The 20,096-nt window shown below is 65.3% G+C and carries 13 protein-coding genes; 7 read left to right on the plus strand and 6 right to left on the minus strand.

Annotation, left to right across the window (positions count from 1 at the left end):
• Nucleotides 1-36: 36 nt before the first annotated feature.
• From ACPFMA_RS15730 to ACPFMA_RS15755, 6 genes are all read right to left on the minus strand, one after another.
• Nucleotides 37-1,296 carry a T6SS phospholipase effector Tle1-like catalytic domain-containing protein gene (locus tag ACPFMA_RS15730; protein ID WP_425928171.1) on the minus strand — a complete coding sequence of 420 codons (1,260 nt, stop codon included), beginning with the start codon at nucleotides 1,294-1,296 and terminating at the stop codon, nucleotides 37-39.
• A 100-nt stretch (nucleotides 1,297-1,396) separates the two neighbouring features.
• On the minus strand, nucleotides 1,397-1,774 hold the full coding sequence (locus tag ACPFMA_RS15735; RefSeq protein WP_009395352.1) for a response regulator: 378 nt from the start codon (nucleotides 1,772-1,774) through the stop codon (nucleotides 1,397-1,399).
• 54 nt (nucleotides 1,775-1,828) lie between these two features.
• Nucleotides 1,829-3,067 (minus strand): hybrid sensor histidine kinase/response regulator, encoded by a 1,239-nt coding sequence (locus ACPFMA_RS15740; protein ID WP_420058122.1) that lies wholly within the window; start codon nucleotides 3,065-3,067, stop codon nucleotides 1,829-1,831.
• The gene (locus ACPFMA_RS15745) at nucleotides 3,061-3,636 is read right to left on the minus strand and encodes a chemotaxis protein CheB (protein WP_009395348.1); all 576 of its coding nucleotides are present in this window, start codon (nucleotides 3,634-3,636) and stop codon (nucleotides 3,061-3,063) included. The genes ACPFMA_RS15740 and ACPFMA_RS15745 overlap by 7 nt, the downstream gene beginning before the upstream one ends.
• On the minus strand, nucleotides 3,633-4,454 hold the full coding sequence (locus tag ACPFMA_RS15750; protein ID WP_009395346.1) for a CheR family methyltransferase: 822 nt from the start codon (nucleotides 4,452-4,454) through the stop codon (nucleotides 3,633-3,635). The genes ACPFMA_RS15745 and ACPFMA_RS15750 overlap by 4 nt, the downstream gene beginning before the upstream one ends.
• Complete coding sequence (locus ACPFMA_RS15755) at nucleotides 4,451-7,963, minus strand: response regulator (RefSeq protein WP_425928172.1); 3,513 nt, start codon at nucleotides 7,961-7,963, stop codon at nucleotides 4,451-4,453. Before ACPFMA_RS15755 ends, ACPFMA_RS15750 begins: the two co-directional genes overlap by 4 nt.
• A gap of 261 nt (nucleotides 7,964-8,224) precedes the next feature.
• On the opposite strand from ACPFMA_RS15755, the gene ACPFMA_RS15760 reads away from it, so the two are divergent.
• The 7 genes from ACPFMA_RS15760 to glgX all read left to right on the plus strand — a co-directional run bounded on the left by ACPFMA_RS15760 (nucleotide 8,225) and on the right by glgX (nucleotide 19,860).
• Nucleotides 8,225-8,578 (plus strand): response regulator, encoded by a 354-nt coding sequence (locus ACPFMA_RS15760; RefSeq protein WP_425928173.1) that lies wholly within the window; start codon nucleotides 8,225-8,227, stop codon nucleotides 8,576-8,578.
• Between the two features lie 553 nt (nucleotides 8,579-9,131).
• On the plus strand, nucleotides 9,132-10,682 hold the full coding sequence (gene glgA / locus ACPFMA_RS15765; protein ID WP_009406540.1) for a glycogen synthase GlgA: 1,551 nt from the start codon (nucleotides 9,132-9,134) through the stop codon (nucleotides 10,680-10,682).
• 3 nt (nucleotides 10,683-10,685) lie between these two features.
• A complete protein-coding gene (gene treZ, locus ACPFMA_RS15770; RefSeq protein ID WP_425928174.1) occupies nucleotides 10,686-12,449 on the plus strand; it encodes a malto-oligosyltrehalose trehalohydrolase in 1,764 nt (587 codons plus the stop codon).
• On the plus strand, nucleotides 12,446-14,512 hold the full coding sequence (gene malQ, locus ACPFMA_RS15775) for a 4-alpha-glucanotransferase (RefSeq protein WP_425928175.1): 2,067 nt from the start codon (nucleotides 12,446-12,448) through the stop codon (nucleotides 14,510-14,512). Before treZ ends, malQ begins: the two co-directional genes overlap by 4 nt.
• Complete coding sequence (locus ACPFMA_RS15780; RefSeq protein ID WP_425928176.1) at nucleotides 14,509-17,295, plus strand: malto-oligosyltrehalose synthase; 2,787 nt, start codon at nucleotides 14,509-14,511, stop codon at nucleotides 17,293-17,295. Before malQ ends, ACPFMA_RS15780 begins: the two co-directional genes overlap by 4 nt.
• Before the next feature lie 2 nt (nucleotides 17,296-17,297).
• Entirely contained in the window at nucleotides 17,298-17,606 is a 309-nt protein-coding gene (locus tag ACPFMA_RS15785; RefSeq protein WP_425928177.1) for a DUF2934 domain-containing protein, read from the plus strand.
• Between the two features lie 94 nt (nucleotides 17,607-17,700).
• Nucleotides 17,701-19,860, plus strand: a complete 2,160-nt coding sequence (gene glgX / locus ACPFMA_RS15790; protein WP_009406545.1) for a glycogen debranching protein GlgX — start codon at nucleotides 17,701-17,703, stop codon at nucleotides 19,858-19,860.
• Nucleotides 19,861-20,096 lie beyond the last annotated feature (236 nt).

The raw sequence follows: 20,096 nt of genomic DNA on the forward strand, positions 1-20,096 counted from the left end.
GCCTGGGAACCGGCGTTGTCAGCGACGGAGCCCTGCTCATTCGATGACCGAATGAACCACCCTGACCCCGTCCGCCGTAGGCCGGTCGATGAACAGGCTGTCCAGCAGCGGACTGTCCGAATACAGCTCTGCGTTCCAGTTGGCCGAGCAATGGATGTAGCGACGCCGTAGCAGGCCGATCTCCTGCGCATCCGGCGCCTGCCCGCCGAGCACCTTGGCGGCGATGGCCTGCAACTCTTCGGGCAAGGTCCAGTCGTCCGGTTCCAGCGGCACGCCGGCCTGCACCGCCCGCTCATGCATCAAGCGCAGGTACACGCGCGACAACGCGCCACTCACCTGGCGCTCCCCCTGAATCCACACCCTCACCCGCTTTTCCCGCTGGATATCGCGCTTGGGCAGGAAAGGCTGATCGATGCTGCGACTTTGCAGCTGCACGCTCAGCCCCAGTGCCTCCCATTCCTGGCGACGACGCTCCAGGCACTGGCTCGCCAGTTGCCAGGCCCGGGTCTTTTCCAGCGGCACATGCGCCCACTCAAGGCTGCTGAATGGCCGCTCCAGCACCAGACGCTCGAGCCCGTCCCGATAGCCCCCGCCGATATCGCAGTGATCCCCAGGCAACAGCCGGTCGTCCGGCCCGGCAACCAGGGGGAAATTCAAACGCCGCTCATCCGCCGCCACCAGATGCACCACCCGCCGCGCCTGATTGGCGCGCAGGGCCAGGCGCAAGCCGTCAAAGTCGGCATTGGCCGCGCTCAGGTTGCCCTTGAGCGGCGCGATGATGCTGGCCACCGTGTCGAACAGACCGATGAAATTCAGGCTCACCGGCAGATCACCGCAGACGCTGCGCAGCCCCTGCAGGTCGTTGGCCAGGTGCCGTGCGGCCGCGGCGCCACGACTGAATCCGAACAGATCGAGCTTGATGCCCGAAACCGCCAGCGACGGGTTGGCCACCAGGAAACGCTGGAGCAACGCCTCGACCTGGCTCGGCACCTGTGCTACCCGCGCGGCCACGCCGGAGGCGCCCCGCCCGGTAGCCTGGGTGAACATGGCGTCGGGCTCGCCGCACGCAGTGCCGATACCTTCGATGTACAAGGCCAGCGCAGCCTGCCGTGCATCGGCGGGCACATGCAGGCTGTGCCGGTAGCGCTCGAACAGCCGTGCCACATTGCTTTTGCCCCTGGCATAGCTGCCAGCCCCGTCTTGCCCGCTGTTATGCAGGTTCATGCCGGTGCCGTCGAAGAACAGCCCAAGGTGGAGAGTGATGTCCTGATGTCGCGGAGGGAGTGTCGGATTCATGACGGTTCCTGTGTCGTGAGAACAAGGAACCGATCGGATCACCCCGCGCAATCGCGGGGTATAAGGGAAATCGACTCAGCGCGTACGAACAAGCTGATGCTCAGGCCAGCAGCGCCTGGATCTGTTCGCGCAGGCTATCGAGGTCGAACGGCTTGGCCAGGATTGGCGCGCGGAAGGCGATGGGGCTGCCGGATTCGCGGATTTCCGCCGGATAGCCGCTGATGAAGATAACCTTCAGGTCAGGCCGCAGCTTGACCGCCGGTTCGGCGATGTCGACCCCGGAGATTCCGCCGGGCAGGCGGAAATCGGTGACCATCAGGTCCAGGTGCGGCTTGCTGGCGAGGATCTCGAACGCCTGGGCGCCATCCTCGGCCAGGAGGACGCGGTAGCCCTCCCCCGACAGGTAGTCATTGAGGACCATACGGATAACCGGCTCGTCCTCGACGACCAGTACTACATCTTGCGCATCTACGCTCATGCCAACGCCTTGATTCTTTTCATTCGGGTGATGATGACCATACTGACCCCGGGGCTACGCAGAGGTTGCTTCGGAGCGACCACTTTCATCATTTTGTTCATGCACATCGCATACCAGCGGCAGATGCACGCGGAACGTCGCACCCTCGCCTTCGGCACTGCTGACCGAAATGCGCCCGCCGTGGGCCAGGACGATCTGTTCGGAGATATACAGCCCCAGGCCGAGCCCGGCGACGCTGTGGTTGGAGGCGACCCGTTCGAACTGCTGGAAGATCCGCCGCTGGTTCTCCGGGCTGATGCCGATGCCCTGGTCGCGCACTTCGACGCAGGCCATGCCCTGGTCTTCCAGCACGCGCACCTGCACCGGCCGTTTGGCACCGTAACGCAAGGCGTTACTGAGCAGGTTGGCAATCACCTGTTCGATGCGGAACTCGTCCCAGATGCCTTCCAGCGGCCCGGCAACTTCCAGTTCGATGACCGAACCGACCGCCGCGGCCTGGGCCGCGAAGTTCTCCACCAGGCCACCGACCAGTTGGGTCAGGTTGAAGCGCGACGGGCTGATGGACAATTTGCCGGTGCGGATCCGCGACACATCGAGCATGTCCTCGATCAGCCGGATAAGGCTGTTGATCTGGCGCTCGTCGCGCTCGACCATGGCCCGCATCTTGTCGAGGGTGAAGGCGTCGGCGTTGTCCCGGGACAGGTGCAGCTTGCGCAGCTGGGTCTCCAGGATCAGCCCGTTGAGCGGCGTACGCACCTCGTGGGACACGATCGACATGAAGTCGTCGCGCATGCGCACGGCCCGCTCCAGCTCGCCCCGTGCCACCTGCAGCTGTTCGAGCAGTTGCTGCTGCTCCTGCTGGCTGCGCGCCAGGGCCTGGACCTGACGGTCGAGGGCCTTGCGCTGGCGATACAGCTCGACGAAGACCTTGACCTTGCTCTTCACCGCCAGGGTATCCAGCGGCTTGTGCAGGAAGTCCACCGCGCCGCTCTCATAGCCCTTGAACGCATAGTTCATCTCGCGCCCGGCGGCGCTGACGAAGACGATGGGGATGTGCTTGGTTTTCTCCATCCCGCGCATCAGCTCGGCCAGCTCGAAACCGTTCATGCCGGGCATCTGCACATCGAGGATGGCCAGGGCGAATTCGTGCTCGAGCAGCAGCGACAGGGCCTGGTCGGCGGAGCCTGCCTGGTAGACCTCGCGATCCTCGGCCTTGATCAGCGCTTCGAGCGCCAGCAGGTTTTCCGGAAGATCGTCGACGATCAGCAGTTTGGCTTGGATGTGGCTCAGCATTCTTGTGATTCCAGCTTGGCGAGCAAATGCCCGATGCCATTCAAAGGGAGTATATGGTCGGGCCGATGCAGCGCCAGCGCTGCCTCCGGCATGGCCGGGACCTGGGCTTCGGCCGGGTCCTGGACGATGCTCAGACCACCGTACTGGCTGATTCGTGCCAGACCGGCGGCACCATCTTCATTGGCCCCGGTCAGCAATACTCCGGCGAGGTTTGCCCCATAGGCGTCGGCGGCGGATTCGAAGAGGATATCGATCGACGGGCGGGAGAAGTGCACGCGCTCCTCCTGGCTCAGGGACAGGCTGCGGTCACGCTCCACCGACAGGTGATAGCCGGGCCCGGCAACGTAGATCATCCCCGCCTCGATGCTTTCCTTGTCCCGCGCCTCCACCACCGGCCGTCCCAGCCTGCGGGCGAAGACCTCGGCCAGGCGGCTGTCGTGGTCATCGGGCAGGTGCAGCACGCAGATCAGCGGCAGGCGATAGAACCTGGGCAGGCAGGCCATTACTGTCAGCAACGCGCTGACCCCGCCGGCCGAGGCGCCCATGACGATCGCTTCGATGCGCCTCATAGCTTGCGGTAGATCCGTTCGGGCTTGACCAGCGCCTCGAAACGTTTGGCATAGGCGGAAAAATCCAGGGTCTCCTTACTGCCCAGAACGAGGAACCCGCGGTGGCACAAGGACTCATGGAACAGCCCGAAGGAGCGATCCTGCAGGTCTTTGTTGAAATAGATCAGCACGTTGCGGCACGACACCAACTGGGTTTCGGAGAACACGCTATCGGTGGCCAGGCTGTGGTCGGCGAAGGTCACGTTTTCCCGCAGGCTGCCGTCCATGATGGCGTTGCCGTAGGCACAGGTGTAGTAGTCGCTGAATGCCCGGGTACCGCCGGCAGCCACGTAGTTGCGCTCGTAGGTGCGCATGGCGTCCATGCTGTAGATGCCCTGCTTGGCCTTCTCCAGGGAGTTGGGGTTGATGTCCGTGGCGTAGATGATGGTGCGCTCCAGCAAGCCTTCCTCGCGCAGCAGGATGGCCATGGAATACACCTCTTCGCCGGTGCTGCAGCCGGCGATCCAGATCTTGATCGACGGCCAGGTCTTCAGGTGCGGGACCACCTCACGGCGCAGCGCGAGGAAGTGGCTGGGGTCGCGGAACATCTCGCTGACCGGGATGGTCAGGTACTGCAGCAATTGCAGGAAGATGCCCGGGTCATGCAGCACCTTCTCCTGCAGCGCGGTCACCGTGGCGCAGTCGAACTGGCGCACGGCATGCAGGATCCGGCGCTTGATCGAAGCGCCGGAGTAGTCGCGGAAATCGTAGCTGTACTTGAGGTAGATGGCCTCGATCAGCAGGCGGATTTCGATGTCGGTATTACGCTCGCTAGTCAAATTCGCTCCAGTTGCGGCAGCCACACGCGGATCAGGGAGAACAGCCGGTCAAGGTCGATCGGCTTGGCCAGGTAGTCGTTGGCGCCTGCCTGCAGGCAGCGTTCCTGATCGTCTTTCATTGCCTTGGCGGTGACGGCGATGATCGGCAGCTTGCGCCAGCGCGGGTCCTTGCGGATCAGGCGGGTCGCCTCGAAACCATCCATCTCCGGCATCATCACATCCATCAGCACCAGGTCGATATCACCGCCCTGCTCCTCCAGGCGTTCGATGGACTCGCGACCGTTGCGCGCGATCTCCACCAGGGCGCCCTTGTGCTCCAAAGCACTGGTCAGGGCGAAGATATTACGCACATCGTCGTCCACCAGGAGGATCCTGCGTCCTTCGAAGACCTTGTCGCGGCTGCGCGCGGTGCGCAGCATGCGTTGCCTTTCGTGGGACAGCGTCGATTCGACTTTGTGCAGGAAAAGTGTCACTTCGTCCAGCAGCCGCTCCGGCGAGCGGGCGCCCTTGATGATGATCGAGCGCGAATACTTGAGCAGTTCGGTCTCTTCATCGCGGCTCAGGTTACGCCCGGTGTAGACGATCACCGGCGGGAAAGACTGGATCTCGTCGACGGTCATGCGCTTGAGCAGTTCGTTGCCCGGCATGTCCGGCAGCTTGAAGTCGATCACCATGCAGTCGTAGATGTGCGCCTTGAGCAGTTCCAGGGCCTCCTGGGCGGTACCCACGGCGGTGATCTGCACATCGTCGTCGCCGATCAGGCGGGCAATGCTCTCGCGCTGCAGGTCGTCGTCCTCGACCAGGAGGATGTGCTTGAGCTTCTGGGTCAGTTTTTCTTCGAGGCGGGCGAAGACGGTTTTCAGCTCCTCGCGACTGGTGGGCTTGACCACATAGCCCACCGCGCCCATGTGCAGCGCGGTCTCGATACGGTCCTCGACGGAAATCACGTGCACCGGGATGTGTCGGGTCGCGGCCTGTTCCTTGAGACGTTGCAGCACGGTCAGGCCGGAGTGGTCGGGCAGGCGCATGTCCAGCAGGATGGCGTCGGGGACGAAGCGTTCGGCCAGGTCGAAGCCGTCGTCGGCGGCATGGGCGACCAGGCAGTTGTAGCCCAGCTCGTGGGCCAGGTCGAAGAGGATGCGGGCGAAGTTCGGCTCGTCCTCGATCACCAGGATGCAACGCTTGCTGAACGGCGCTTTGTGCCGGTCGTCCTCGAAAGCCAGGCGACGCACCGCGCCCTCGGCCGGCGGCACGCCCTGCGCCGCCACCCGCGGTGCCGGGGTCGGCACGGCCGGTACCAGCGGCTGCGCACGAACAGGCGCCAGCGATGGCGTCTGGTCGACGATGGGCTCGTAGCTTTCCGGCAGGCTCAGGCTGAATACGCTGCCCTGCCCCGGAGTGCTCTGCACTTCGATCTCGCCACCGAGCAGGCGCGCCAGGTCACGGGAGATCGACAGGCCCAGGCCGGTTCCGCCGTAGCGGCGGTTGGTGGTGCCGTCGGCCTGGTGGAACGCTTCGAAGATCGCCTGCTGCTGATCGGCGGCAATGCCGATGCCGCTGTCCTGCACGCGGAACACCACGCCGCCGGGCTGCGCGGCCACGGTCAGGCTGACCTGGCCCTGCTCGGTGAACTTGAGCGCGTTGGACAGCAGGTTCTTGAGGATCTGCTCCAGGCGCTGGCGATCGGAGTACAGGGTCGCCGGCACCTGCGGCTCGACGTTGACGGCGAAGGCCAGGCCCTTGTCCGCCGCCAGCGGCTCGAACAGCCCGCGCAGGCCATCGGCCAGGCGCGCCACCTGGAAGGTCTCGGCACGCACGTCGAGCTTGCCGGCCTCGACCTTGGCGATATCGAGGATGTCGTTGATCAGGTTGAGCAGGTCGTTGCCGGCAGAGTAGATCGACTCGGCGTACTTGACCTGCTCGTCGCTGAGGTTGTCCTGCGGGTTCTCGGCCAGCAGCTTGGCCAGGATCAGCGTGCTGTTGAGCGGCGTACGCAGCTCGTGGGACATGTTGGCGAGGAACTCCGACTTGTATTTGCTCGACCGCTGCAGCTCCTCGGCACGTTCCTGCAACTGGATCTGCGCTTCGTTGAGTTCGTTGTTCTTGATGTCCAGGGCGTCGCGCTGCGAGGCCAGGGCTTCGGTACGCTCGGCCAGTTGCTCGTTGGTCTGCTCCAACTCGGCACGCTGGGTTTCCAGATGGGCCTGGGACTCCTTGAGCACCCGCGACTGCTCCTCGAGCTCTTCGTTGGCGGTCTTGAGCTCTTCCTGCTGGACCTGCAGCTCCTCGTTGAGCTGTTGGGTCTGGGCCAGCACTTCCTGCAGGCGCTGACGATAGCGGGCGCTTTCGATGGAGGTGCCGAGGTTGCCGGCAACCCGCTCCAGCAGCTCATGGTCGCGCGGGTTCAGCGGGCGCAGGAAGCCCAGTTCGATCACCCCGTTGATCTGCCCGTCATGGGTCATCGGCATCAGCATCACGCTGCGCGGCAGGCCGTCGCCCAGGCCCGAACTGACCTTGAAGTAGTCCTGCGGCACTTCCTCCAGGGCCAGCAAGCGATTTTGCACCAGCACCTGGCCGACCAGGCCCTCACGAGGGCCGACCACCTGGTCGAGGGCTTCCTGGTCGCGGGAAAAGCCGTAGCTGGCGACGCGATGCAGGTTGTCGAACTCGTCGCGCACGTACAGCGCAGCGACCACGCTGCCGAGGTAGTTGGAGAAGAACTGCAGGATGTTGTGCCCGAGGGTCGGCAGCGTTTGCTGCCCCAGCACACGCTCGGCCAGTTGGGTCTGCCCGCTCCGGATCCAGGCCTGTTGCTCCAGGCGCTGGGTGGAGCGCTCCTGGGCATCGATATTGGCCTGGTAGCTGCGCGACAGGTTGACCAGGTCGCGCCGCCCGACCCAGGCCAGCAGGCCGCTCACCACCACGACGAACAGCAGGTACAGGGAAATCGACACCCAGGTGGTGGTGCTCACCTGCTCGTTGCGCTCGGCCCGCAGGCGCTGTTCCAGGGCGACGAAGTCCTCGTATTCCTTGCGGATCTGGTCGGTCAGGCGCTTGCCACGACCGGCCTCGATGTCGGAGCGGTAATCGTCGCCATTGCGACGCCGGTCGATCATTTCCTTGCCGAAGGCATTCCATTCGGCCTGCAGGGCTTCGAGGCGGCTGAGGCGATCGAGCTGGACCGGGTTATCCGCCACCAGCTCGCGCAGGGTATTCATCTGCGCCGCGATACGCGGCTTGGCCAGTTCGTAAGGGTCGAGGAAGTGTTCTTCCCCGGTAAGCAGGAAACCACGCATGCCGGTTTCCTTGTCGATGGACAGCTTGAGCGACTCGTTGGCGTTGTTGATCACCCGGTCGGTATGCCCGACCCACTGGATCACCGAAAGCAGGTACGCAATCACCGCAACGAACACCACGGCACTCAGCAGCCCCACTCCCAGGGGCAGGCTGATGTTGCGCACCAACAGCTTCTGGAAGCGCTGCTGGTCGATAGGGCTTGATTGATTCATCTGTTGGTCCATGCGGCAGAGTGTGACAATTGTTTTCTGGGCTTTGGGTCGGGCGCGAGCGCGACCGGAACGGCGCTGATGTCCCAGTCTATCCGTCTTCGCGGCTATTGGCAGGGCATAAAGCCAGCATTTGAGGCATGACGTCCGGATTCGTTCCGTGCATTATCACGGCCCCGCTATGCTCAACCAGGTCGCCCCCGGGAACTTCCAGCCGCGTGCCGCTTACAGAGTGAGTAACCATCATTGCCTCAGGAGTCACCCATGCCCGACACCCTCCCGCTTCTGGTCGTTGAAGACGACAACATCGTGCGCATGCTGATGCTCGACGTACTTGAGGAACTGGGATACGAGGTCACGGAAGCAGAAGACGGGGAAACAGCCCTCGCACTGCTGCGCAGTGGGCAGCAGTTCGCGCTGATGCTCACCGATGTCGGCCTGCCCGGTATCGACGGCAAGGAACTGGCCCGCCAGGCCCGCGAATTGCGGCCGCAGCTACCGATCATGTTCGCCAGCGGCTATGGGCAGAGCATCGACCTGCCCGAAGGCATGCACATGATCAGCAAGCCATTCGGCATCGATCAGTTGCGCGACAAGATGAAGGCGATCCTCGGCTAGGCCGCAATAGGCATGGGTTTCTGCATATCTTTTGAGGTAGAAAGCCCGCCAGTAGATCGCATCAGGGCTGGCAGGTGCTTGTCATGACTTTTCCGGCGCCCTTGAGATCGAGCGCCGCGCGGGCGGCGCTCGATCTGGAGAACGCTGAAGATCTCCCGGCGTGCAAATAGTGACCATCACTATTCAGATACCGTGATAGGCCCCCTCTCCCTGCCCCGAACGCAAAATTGTGACCAACGGGTCACGCCCACCCCCAGCGTCTCCTACACTCATCAATCCTGCCTGCCAGCCGCACGGAAGCACCATCCAAAAAAGTTTGAACCTTCCGTGAAACCGGCCAGTCAGGAATTCAAGTAGGTCATCGTTTCCGGCATTCCGGACGCGGCCCGCCCATCTCTACCCTTCGTCACCTCGTCAACGGCTGGAGCGCCGATTGGCGCAGCGCTTGCACGGACGACAGGGACGCAACACCGCCAGCAGAAAAAGAGAGAAGGGATACAGGCATCGAATTCGGGCGAATCGCCCATCAGTACAAGGGACGGAGAGAAGTTAAATGATCAGTGCCGCTGTCGAACCGCAGTTCAATCCAGACACCAGCGCCCCCGTGGGCAGTGATATCGTCACCACCGGCCGTGGCTTCATTGGCGATAACAGGCAGAACCGGCACAAACGCAAAGTCTTGTTCGTCACTTCGGAAATCGCCGACCTGGTCAAGACCGGCGGCCTTGGCGACGTCTCCGCCGCCCTGCCCCGCGCCCTGCGCCATTTGCACGATGTGCGGGTGCTGATTCCGGGCTACCCCCAGGTCATGGACAGCGACTACCCCATCCATGTGGTCGGCCACCTCGGTGGCCATGCCGCCCTGCCGCCTTGCCAGATCGGGCGCATGGACCTGCCCGACGGCCTGGTCATCTACGTGCTGATCTGCCCCGAGCTGTACCAGCGCGAAGGCACGCCGTACGGCGCCAACAACGGTCGCGACTGGCCGGACAACCATATCCGCTTTGCCCGCCTGGGCCTGGCGGCGGCGGAAATCGCCGCCGGCGAAGGCATGGTCCACTGGACGCCCGAACTGATCCATGCCCACGACTGGCCCGCGGGCCTGGCCCCCGCCTACATGCACTGGCGCGGCCTGAACACGCCGACCCTGTTCACCATCCATAACCTTGCCTATCAGGGCGTGCACAGCCTGGGCTGCTGCCCGGAGCTGGCGATTCCCGAGCATGCGCTGCAACAGGAAGGCATGGAGTTCTACGGCAAGCTGTCGTTCCTCAAGGCGGGCCTGGCCTACTCCAGCCACATCACCACGGTCAGCGCCACCTACGCCCGCGAAATCACCACGCCGGCGTTCGGCTGCGGACTCGACGGCTTCCTCGCCAGCAAGGCCCAGCAAGGGCTGCTGAGCGGTATCCCAAACGGCATCGACGAGAGCTGGAACTCGGCCACCGACAGCCACCTGCAACATAATTTCGGCCTGAACGACTGGGAAGGCAAAGCGGCCAACGCCACCCAGGTACGCGAGCTGTTCGGCCTGGAGCCTTCCACCGGGCCGCTGTTCGCCGTGGTTTCGCGCCTGGTCTACCAGAAGGGCCTGGACCTGACCCTGGGCGTGGCCGAGTACATCGTCCAGCAGGGCGGCCAGCTCGCGGTGATCGGCCGCGGCGAGCCCGAAGAGGAACAGGCCATGCGCGAGCTGGCCCTGCGCTTCCCGGGCCGGATCGGCGTGCGCATCGGCTTCAACGAAACCGATGCCCGGCGCATGTTCGCCGGCAGCGACTTCCTGCTGATGCCGTCACGCTACGAACCTTGTGGCCTGAGCCAGATGTACGCCCAGCGCTTTGGCTCGTTGCCGATCGCCCGCAACACCGGCGGCCTGGCCGACACCATCGAAAACGGCGTAACCGGCTTCCTCTTCGACGAATCCACCGTCGAGAGCTATCGCGAAGCCCTGGGCCGGGCCTTCTACGTGTTCGAGAAAAAGCCGCTGCTCAACGCCATGCGCTGCCTGGCCATGACCCAACCCTTCAACTGGTGCCAGGCAGTGGAACCCTACGCCCGGCTCTACGAGGACCTGGTCGTTCGCGCCACGTGCGTACGGGGGTGAGCCATGCCGGCACTGCCCCTGCGCTTCACCCATGGAGCGCTGGTCGAAGACGGCCAGCGCACCTGCTTCTCGCTCTGGGCACCTGACGCCCGTTCCGTCGAACTGGAACTGGACGGCGCCACGTTCGCCATGGCCCCCGAGGCCGACGGCTGGTTCCGCCTGCACCGGCGCTGCGCCCAGGGTGCCCTGTACCGCTACCGGATCGATGGCGAACTGTCGGTGCCGGATCCGGCCTCGCGCTTCCAGCCCCAGGGCGTGCATGGCCCGAGCCAGGTCATCGCGCCCGGGCGTCATCCCTGGCGCCATGAGCAGTGGCGCGGACGGCCATGGACCGAGGCGGTCATCCAGGAACTGCATGTCGGGCTGCTCGGTGGCTATGCCGGGGTCATGCGCGAGCTGCCGCGCCTCGCCGAACTGGGCATCACCGCCATCGAGCTGATGCCGATCAACCAGTTTCCCGGCGAGCGCAACTGGGGCTACGACGGCGTCCTGCCCTTCGCGCCGCAGCACAGCTACGGCAGCCCGGACGAACTGATGGCGTTGATCGACCAGGCCCATGGCCTGGGCCTGATGGTCATGCTCGATGTGGTCTACAACCACTTCGGCCCGGATGGCAATTACCTGCACCGCTACGCCGAACGCTTTTTCCGCGAGGACAAGCACACGCCCTGGGGCGCCGCCATCGACTTCCGCCGCCCGCAAGTGCGGGACTTCTTCATTGAAAACGCGCTGATGTGGCTCAGCGACTACCGCTTCGATGGGCTGCGCCTGGACGCGGTCCATGCCATCGAGGACCCCGATTTTCTCCGCGTGCTGTCCAGCGCCGTGCGCCAGCACTGCGGCGAGGACCGCCATTGCTGGCTGGTACTGGAGAACGAAGCGAACCAGGCGAGCCTTCTGGAAAGCGCCTTCGATGGCCAATGGAATGACGACGGCCACAACACCCTGCACGTCATGCTGACCGGCGAGAAGGAAGGCTACTACGCGGATTTCCAGGCGCCGACCGAGCGCCTGGCGCGCTGCCTGGGCGAAGGTTTCGTCTACCAGGGCGAGGCCAGCCACCACGGCACGCCCCGTGGCGAACCGAGCGCGCACCTGCCGCCGACGGCCTTCGTGCTGTTCCTGCAGAACCACGACCAGACCGGCAACCGCGCCCTGGGCGAGCGCCTGTCCAGCCTGTGTTCGCCCCAGGCGTTGCGCGCGGCGACCACGCTGCTGCTGCTGTCGCCGATGATCCCGCTGCTGTTCATGGGCGACGAGTGGGCCAGCGAGTCGCCGTTCCTGTTCTTCACCGACCATCACGACGAACTGGCCGACGCCGTGCGCGAAGGCCGCCGCGCCGAGTTCAAGGGCTTCGCCGCCTTTGCCGACCCGGCGCAAAGGGCGCGGATCCCCGACCCCAACGCGCTGCAGACCTTCCTCGACTCGCGACCGCGGCGCAACGCCGACAGCGACGACTGGGAGGCCTTCTACAAACGGCTGCTGGACCTGCGTCGCCAGCACTTGGTGCCCCATCTGCCGGGCACCCGCGCACTGGGTGCACAGGTGCTCGGCGACAGGGCAGTCAGTGCCCGCTGGCGCCTGGGTAACGGCAGCGAACTGCGCATCGACCTCAACCTCGGCCCGGATCCGGTGCAGACGCACCTGCCGGCTACCTATCAACCGCTGTTCAACTGCACTGAAGAAGTGCACCAGCCAGGCACGCTGCACCCGTACAGCGCCCTGGTCAGTCTCGATTCCACCACCGCAGCGGAGCCTGCCCCATGAGTGACCTGCAACTGCACCATCTGGCCCGACGCGCTGGCGTCGCCGTGGACTGGATAGATGCCAACGGCCGTGCACAACAGGTCAGCGAAGCCAATCTGCGCCGGATCCTCGGCGCCCTTGGCCACCCCGCCGACGATCCGGACAGCGTCGCCAGCAGCCTGGCGGCACTGGAAGACGCCGAAGACGGGCAACACCTGCCGCCCCTGCTGACCGCGGATGTCGATGCCCCGCTGGACCTGTCGCGCTGGTTCGACGGCGCCAGCCTGGTCCACGCAACCTTGGAAGACGGCAGCGAGCAAGCCCTGCGCCTCGATGCCCATGGCAAGCTGCCGGCCGGTTTGCCGATCGGTTACCACCGCCTGAACATAAACGGCGAGGGCTTCACGGTTGCCGTGGCGCCGCAGCGCTGCTTCACCCTGGCCGACGCGAAGCACCAGGCCACGCCCCGTGCCTGGGGCATCAGCGCCCAGTTGTACAGCCTGCGACGCCCCGGTGATGGCGGCTTCGGCGACTGCCAGGCCCTCGAAGCCCTGGCCCGCAGCGCTGCCGAACGCGGCGCCGACGCGCTGGCGATCAGTCCGACCCATGCGATGTTCGCCAACGACAGCCACACCTTCAGCCCCTACTCGCCGTCCAGCCGCCTGTTCTTCAATGCCCTGTATGCCAGCCCGGAACTGCTGCTCGGCGAGCGGGTGGTACGGGTTGCGAAGGAGTCCCTTGAACAGCCTTTCGAAGAGCTCGAGCAATTGCCGCTGATCGACTGGCCGCTGGCCGCGGCAGCCAAGCAGAAATTGCTGCGCGCGCTGTACCGTGACTTCAGCCGCGGCGAGCATCCGCTGCGAGAGGATTTCCAAAGCTTTCGCAAGGCCGGTGGCCAGCCGCTGGAGGACCATTGCCGTTACGAAGCCCTGCTCGATGCCGCCGCCAGCCGCGGCATCGGTACCGACTGGCGCAACTGGCATGACGACTGGCGTGACCCGGGCAGCCTCGAAGTGGCACGGTTCGCCGAGCACTACCCGGCCGCCATCGAGTACTACGCGTTCTGCCAATGGCTGGTAGCCCGTGGCCTGCAACGGGTGCAGCAGGCCGCACGTGGCCAGGGCATGGCCGTGGGCCTGATCGCCGACCTCGCCGTGGGCGCCGACGGTGCCGGTAGCCAGGCCTGGAGCCGGCAGGCCGAGTTGCTTGCCAACGTGCATGTCGGCGCGCCCCCGGACATCCTCAACCGCGCCGGACAGAACTGGGGGATCAGCGCCTTCTCGCCGCAGGGCCTCAAGCGCAATGGCTTTCGCGCCTTCATCGAAATGCTGCGGGCCAACCTGGCCCATGCCGGCGGCCTGCGCATCGACCATGTGATGGGCCTTTACCGCCTGTGGCTGATTCCCGCCGGAGCCAGTGCCCAGGAAGGCGCCTACCTGCATTACCCGATCGACGACCTGCTGCGCCTGCTGGCGCTGGAGTCGGTACGCCACCGGGCGATCATCCTTGGCGAAGACCTCGGCACCGTGCCCGAGGGCCTGCGGGAAAAGCTCGCGGCCAGGGGCATCCTCGGCATGCGCGTATTGCTTTTCGAGCAGGACCCGCCGGGGCATTTCAAACCCATCCTCGACTGGCCCGACAGCGCCCTGGCCACCACCAGCACCCACGACCTGCCGCCGCTGGCCGGCTGGCTGGCCTCCCGGGACATCGACTGGAACCACCGCCTGCAACTGATCGACGCCATCACCGAACGCGACTGGCGCGACACCCGACAGACCGAAATCAAGGGACTAGGCCAATTGCTGGAACGCAACTATCACACCCCGCTGCAGAACCCCGATGCCGTGATCGACGCCAGTGTGCGCCTGCTCGGCCATACCCGCGCCCCGTTGGTGCTGCTGCCGCTGGAAGACCTGCTAGGGGTCGATGAACAACCCAACCTGCCCGGCACCATCGACGGACATCCCAACTGGCGCCGGCGCTTCGCCGCCCCGGCCGCGGCGCTGCTCGACGATGCCGACGCCGCGCGCCGCCTCGAACTCCTCGCGCAGGCGCGCGAACAAGCCTGGGAGCGCGACCGATGAAAGCCCTGACCGCGACCCTGCGCCTGCAATTCCACGCAGGTTTCACCCTCGACGACGCCGTGCCGCTGGTGCCCTACTTCGCCCGCCTGGGTATCAGCCATGTCTATGCGTCGCCGCTGCTGGAGGCGCGCCCCGGCTCCATGCACGGCTATGACGTGGTCGACCCGACCCGGGTCAACCCGGAGCTGGGCGGCGAAGCGGCCCTTGAACGGCTGGTGGCCGCCCTGCGCCAGCACGGCATGGGCCTGCTGCTGGATATCGTGTCCAACCATATGGCCGTGGGCGGCGAACACAACCGCTGGTGGCAGGACCTGCTGGCCTGGGGCCGGCGCAGCCGCTATGCCGAGTTCTTCGATATCCAGTGGCACTCCCCGGATCCGCTGCTCGAAGGCCAACTGCTCCTGCCCTTCCTCGCCGACGACTACGGCAAGGTCCTGCAGCAAGGCGCCGCGCCGCTGCGGTTCGACGCTGCCAGCGGACACTTCCTTATCCACCACCACGACCATCGCTTCCCCATCAGCCCAGCGGACTACGGCCTGATCCTCGCCGGCAGCCAGTTAAGCGAGCTGCGCGAGCTGGCCGGACGCTTCGCTGCCTGCGCCAACCCGGACGAGGCCGAAGCGCTGCTGCACGCGCTGGCCGGGCTGGCGCGCAATGCCCAGCACGCGGTGGATATCGAGCGTTTGCTGGAGGGCTTCGACTCGCGCCAGCCCGAAGGTTTCCAGCGCCTGCACGCCCTTCTCGAACGCCAGCACTACCGGCTGGCAAGCTGGCGCACGGCCGCCGACGATATCAACTGGCGACGCTTCTTCGACGTCAACGAGCTGGGCGGCCTGCGGGTGGAGAAACCGGCCGTGTTCGAAGCCACTCACGGCAAGGTCTTCGAACTGATCGCCCGGGGCCTGGTGGACGGCCTGCGCATCGACCATATCGACGGCCTGGCCGACCCGCGCGGCTACTGCCGCAAGCTGCGCCGGCGCACCACCGCCCTGCTCGCCGGGCGACCGCTGGACGCGGCGCTGGAGCATCTGCCGATCTATGTCGAGAAGATCCTCGGCGCCGATGAGCGCCTGCACCGCGACTGGGGGGTGGACGGCACCACGGGCTACGAATTCATGAACCAGGTCTCGCTGTTGCAGCACGACCCGGCCGGCGAAGCTGCGCTGACCGCGCTATGGCAGGACCTCAGCGAGCGTCCGGCCTTCGCCGACGAAGTGCGCCAGGCGCGTCAACTGGTGTTGCAGGGCACCCTGGCCGGTGATTTCGAGTCGGTGGCCCAGGCTCTGTTGCAGGTCGCCCGCAACGATGTGATGAGTCGCGACCTGACCCTCGGCGCCATTCGCCGGGCATTGCAGGCGCTGGTCGAGCACTACCCGGTGTACCGCACCTACATCGGCCCCTGTGGCCGCCCTGCCGAGGACGAGGCTTTCTTCCAGCAGGCCCTGGAGCAGGCGCGGGCCAGCCTGGGCGATGCCGATGCCAACGTCCTCGACTACCTGCAACGCTGGCTCGGCGGCGAGCCTTGGCGCAGCCTGCCGCCGGGACGGGCGCGCAAACAGTTGCGCCATGCCTGCGTGCGCTTCCAGCAACTGACCTCGCCCACCGCCGCCAAGGCGGTCGAGGACACCGCCTTCTATCGTTCGGCGGTACTGCTGTCGCGCAACGACGTCGGCTTCGATGCCGAGCGCTTCAGCGCGTCGCCCGCCGTCTTTCACGCCCACTGCCTGCAACGCCTGGCGGCGTTTCCGGGCAACCTGCTGGCCACCGCCACCCACGACCACAAGCGCGGCGAAGACATGCGCGCGCGGCTGGCGGTGATCAGCGAGCGGCCGGAGTGGTATGCCCATCGCGTCGAACACTGGCGCGAGCTCGCCACACCGCTGCGCCAAGCACTGGCCGACGGCCCGGCGCCCTCGGCCGGTGACGAACTGATGCTCTACCAGACCCTGCTTGGCAGCTGGCCGCTGGACCTCGACCCGAACGACGACGCCGGCCTGCGCGGCTATGCCGAGCGCCTGCGGCAGTGGCAGGTCAAGGCGCTGCGCGAAGCCAAGCTGCGCAGCAGCTGGAGCGCCAACAACGAGCCTTACGAAGCGGCCTGTGCGGCCTTCCTCGACGCCATCCTGCTGGATGACCAATGCCAGCAACTGCGTCGCTCCATCGCCGAAGCGGCACTGGCGCTGGCCTGCCCGGGTGCGCTCAACAGCCTGGTGCAGACCTTGCTGCGCATGACCGCCCCGGGTATCCCGGACCTGTACCAGGGTGCCGAATTCTGGGACTTCAGCCTGGTCGACCCGGACAATCGCCGTCCCGTGGACTTCAGCGCCCGGCGCCAGGCCCTGGGCGAGGACCTGCCCGTCGGCGAACTGCTCGGCCAGTGGCGCGACGGGCGGGTCAAGCAAGCCTTGATCGGCCAGGTGCTGGAGCGCCGCCAACGCTTCCCGGACCTGTTCCTGCACGGTGACTATCTGCCGCTGCAGGTGCTTGGCAAGCATGCCGAGCGTGTCCTGGCCTTCGCCCGTGTGCACGACGGGCAACAGGCGGTGGTCGTCGTGCCACGCCTGGCCGCCGGCCTGCTCGGTGGCCAGGCGCAACCGCTGATCCCGGCGCAGAACTGGGACGACACGCGGGTGCTGTTGCCGTTCGAACTGCCTGCCAGCAACTGTTCGGGACTTTTCGAGCAGCGCGTAGTCACACACAACAGAGAGCTGTGGCTGAACAGCGCGCTGGAACACTTTCCCGTGAATCTCTTTATCGATCGCATCGAGTCATCAGGAGCCTAGCCATGAGTGTCGAAGAAAAACGCATACGCGAATTCGCGTACCAGATCTGGGAGTCGGAAGGCAAACCCGAAGGTCAGGAAGAGCGCCATTGGGACATGGCGCGCAAGCTGGCCGAGGCCGAAGCCCTGGCGCCGCAAGCCAAGTCCGCCGGCAAGACGGCGGGCAAGGCCGCCAGCACGCCGGCCAAGCCCAGGGCCGCGGCCAAGCCCAAGGCCGAACCGGCTGCGAGCCTGGGCAGCAAGCCTGCCGTGAGCAAGCCGGCGGCGGCGGCGAAAAAACCGCGCGCACCGAAGAAACCCGCCCCGCTCTGATCCCGGGCTTCCAAATCGTTTGATCCGCCACACGCGACAGCCTCCGGGCTGTCGTGCAGGCCTCCTGTACCCCTAGAATCGCTTCAGGTGACCCATGAGCCGTCGTCAAGAAAAACCCGCAAACGTACACACCGAACCCTCGCGCATCCGTGAAGGCCTGCCCTTCCCCCTCGGTGCGACCTGGGATGGCCTAGGGGTCAACTTCGCCATCTTCTCGGCCAACGCCACCAAGGTCGAGCTGTGCCTGTTCGACGCCAGCGGCGAAACCGAGATCGAGCGCATCGAGCTGCCCGAGTACACCGACGAGATCTTCCACGGCTACCTGCCCGATGCCCATCCCGGCCTGATCTACGGCTACCGCGTGCACGGCCCGTACGAGCCGCACAACGGCCATCGCTTCAACCCTAACAAGCTGCTGATCGACCCCTATGCCAAGCAACTGGTGGGCAGCCTCAAATGGTCGGAGGCGCTGTTCGGCTATACCATCGGCCACCCGGACGGCGACCTCAGCTTCGATGAACGTGACAGCGCGCCCTATGTACCCAAGTGCAAGGTCATCGACCCGGCCTACACCTGGGGCCGCGACCGCCGTGTGGGCACGCCCTGGGAAAAGACCATCGTCTACGAAGCCCACGTGCGCGGCATCAGCATGCGCCATCCGTCCGTGCCCGATGCCGCCCGCGGCACCTTCGCCGGGCTGATGAACGACGACCTGATCGGGCACATCAAGGACCTCGGCGTAACCGCCATCGAGCTGCTGCCGATCCATGCCTTCGTCAACGACCAGCACCTACTGCAAAAAGGCCTGAACAACTACTGGGGCTACAACAGCATCGCCTTCTTCGCCCCCCATCCGCGTTACCTGGCCAAGGGCAAGATCGCCGAGTTCAAGGAGATGGTCGCGCACCTGCACGATGCCGGCCTGGAGCTGATCCTCGATGTGGTCTACAACCACACCGCCGAGGGCAACGAGCTTGGCCCGACCCTGTCCATGCGCGGTATCGACAACGCCTCGTACTACCGCCTGATGCCCGATGACAAGCGTTACTACATCAACGATTCCGGCACCGGCAACACCCTCGACCTCAGCCATCCCTGCGTCCTCCAGCTGGTCACCGACTCGCTGCGCTACTGGGCCGGCGAGATGCATGTGGACGGTTTCCGCTTCGACCTGGCGACCATTCTCGGCCGTTACCACGAGGGCTTCGACGAGCGCCACAGCTTCCTCGTGGCCTGCCGCCAGGACCCTTTGCTGCGCCAGGTCAAGCTGATCGCCGAGCCCTGGGACTGCGGCCCGGGCGGCTACCAGGTGGGCAACTTCGCCCCGGGCTGGGCGGAATGGAACGACCGCTTCCGCGATACCGTGCGGGCGTTCTGGAAAGGCGACGAAGGCCAACTGGCCGATTTCGCCGCGCGCATGACCGCCTCCGGCGAGCTGTTCAACCGCCGTGGTCGCCGGCCTTACGCATCGGTCAACTTCATCACCGCCCATGATGGCTTCACCCTGCGCGACCTGGTTTCGTACAACGACAAGCACAACGAGGACAACGACGAAAACAACCAGGACGGCAGCAACAACAACCTGTCCTGGAACCACGGTGTCGAAGGCCCGACGGACGACCCGGAAATCAACGCCCTGCGCCTGCGCCAGATGCGCAACCTGTTCGCCACCCTGCTGCTGGCCCAGGGCACGCCGATGATCGTCGCCGGCGACGAGTTCAGCCGCACCCAGCACGGCAACAACAATGCCTATTGCCAGGACAGTGAGATCGGCTGGATCAACTGGGACCTGGACGAAGACGGCAAGGAACTGCTGGCCTTCGTCAAGCGCCTGACCCGGCTGCGCCAGAGCTATCCGATCCTGCGCCGGGCGCGCTTCCTGGTGGGCGACTACAACGAAGCGATCGGGGTCAAGGACGTCACCTGGCTGGCGCCGGATGCCAACGAAATGAGCGTCGAGCAGTGGGAAGACGCCAATGGCCGCTGCCTGGGCATGTTGATGGACGGACGCGCCCAGGTCACCGGGATCCGCAAGCCGGGGGCGGACGCCACCTTGCTGTTGATCGTCAATGCACACCACGACACCGTGCCCTTCACCTTGCCCGAGGTGCCCCAGGGCGAGTACTGGAGCGCGCTGATCGATACCAACCAACCGAAGCGACGCAAATCGCCGAAGCTGGCGTTTGGCAGCCCGTACGAAGTGACCGGGCGCAGCCTGGTGTTGCTGGAACTGGTGCGGGACGAGGAGGCATGACCGCGGCAGGAGCGTGGCTTGCCACGCTCCTGCAACGATTCGAAATAGCAACCCCTGCTGAAAGACCAAGGATCTATATCGAAAATAAAAGAGCGTTTATTTTCATGGGCTTGTATCCAAGAACAATCCCTTCAAAGCCTTTTCACAAAATCTTGACGCCCCGCCCCCGCTCTCCTTGACTGAACCTTAGCAGCATCGCTCCACACTCAATCCGAGCCTCTAGCCCGCGCCTTTTC

Origin of the sequence: Pseudomonas sp. NyZ201, from assembly GCF_049860765.1 — a bacterium.
GTDB lineage: Bacteria > Pseudomonadota > Gammaproteobacteria > Pseudomonadales > Pseudomonadaceae > Aquipseudomonas > Aquipseudomonas bharatica.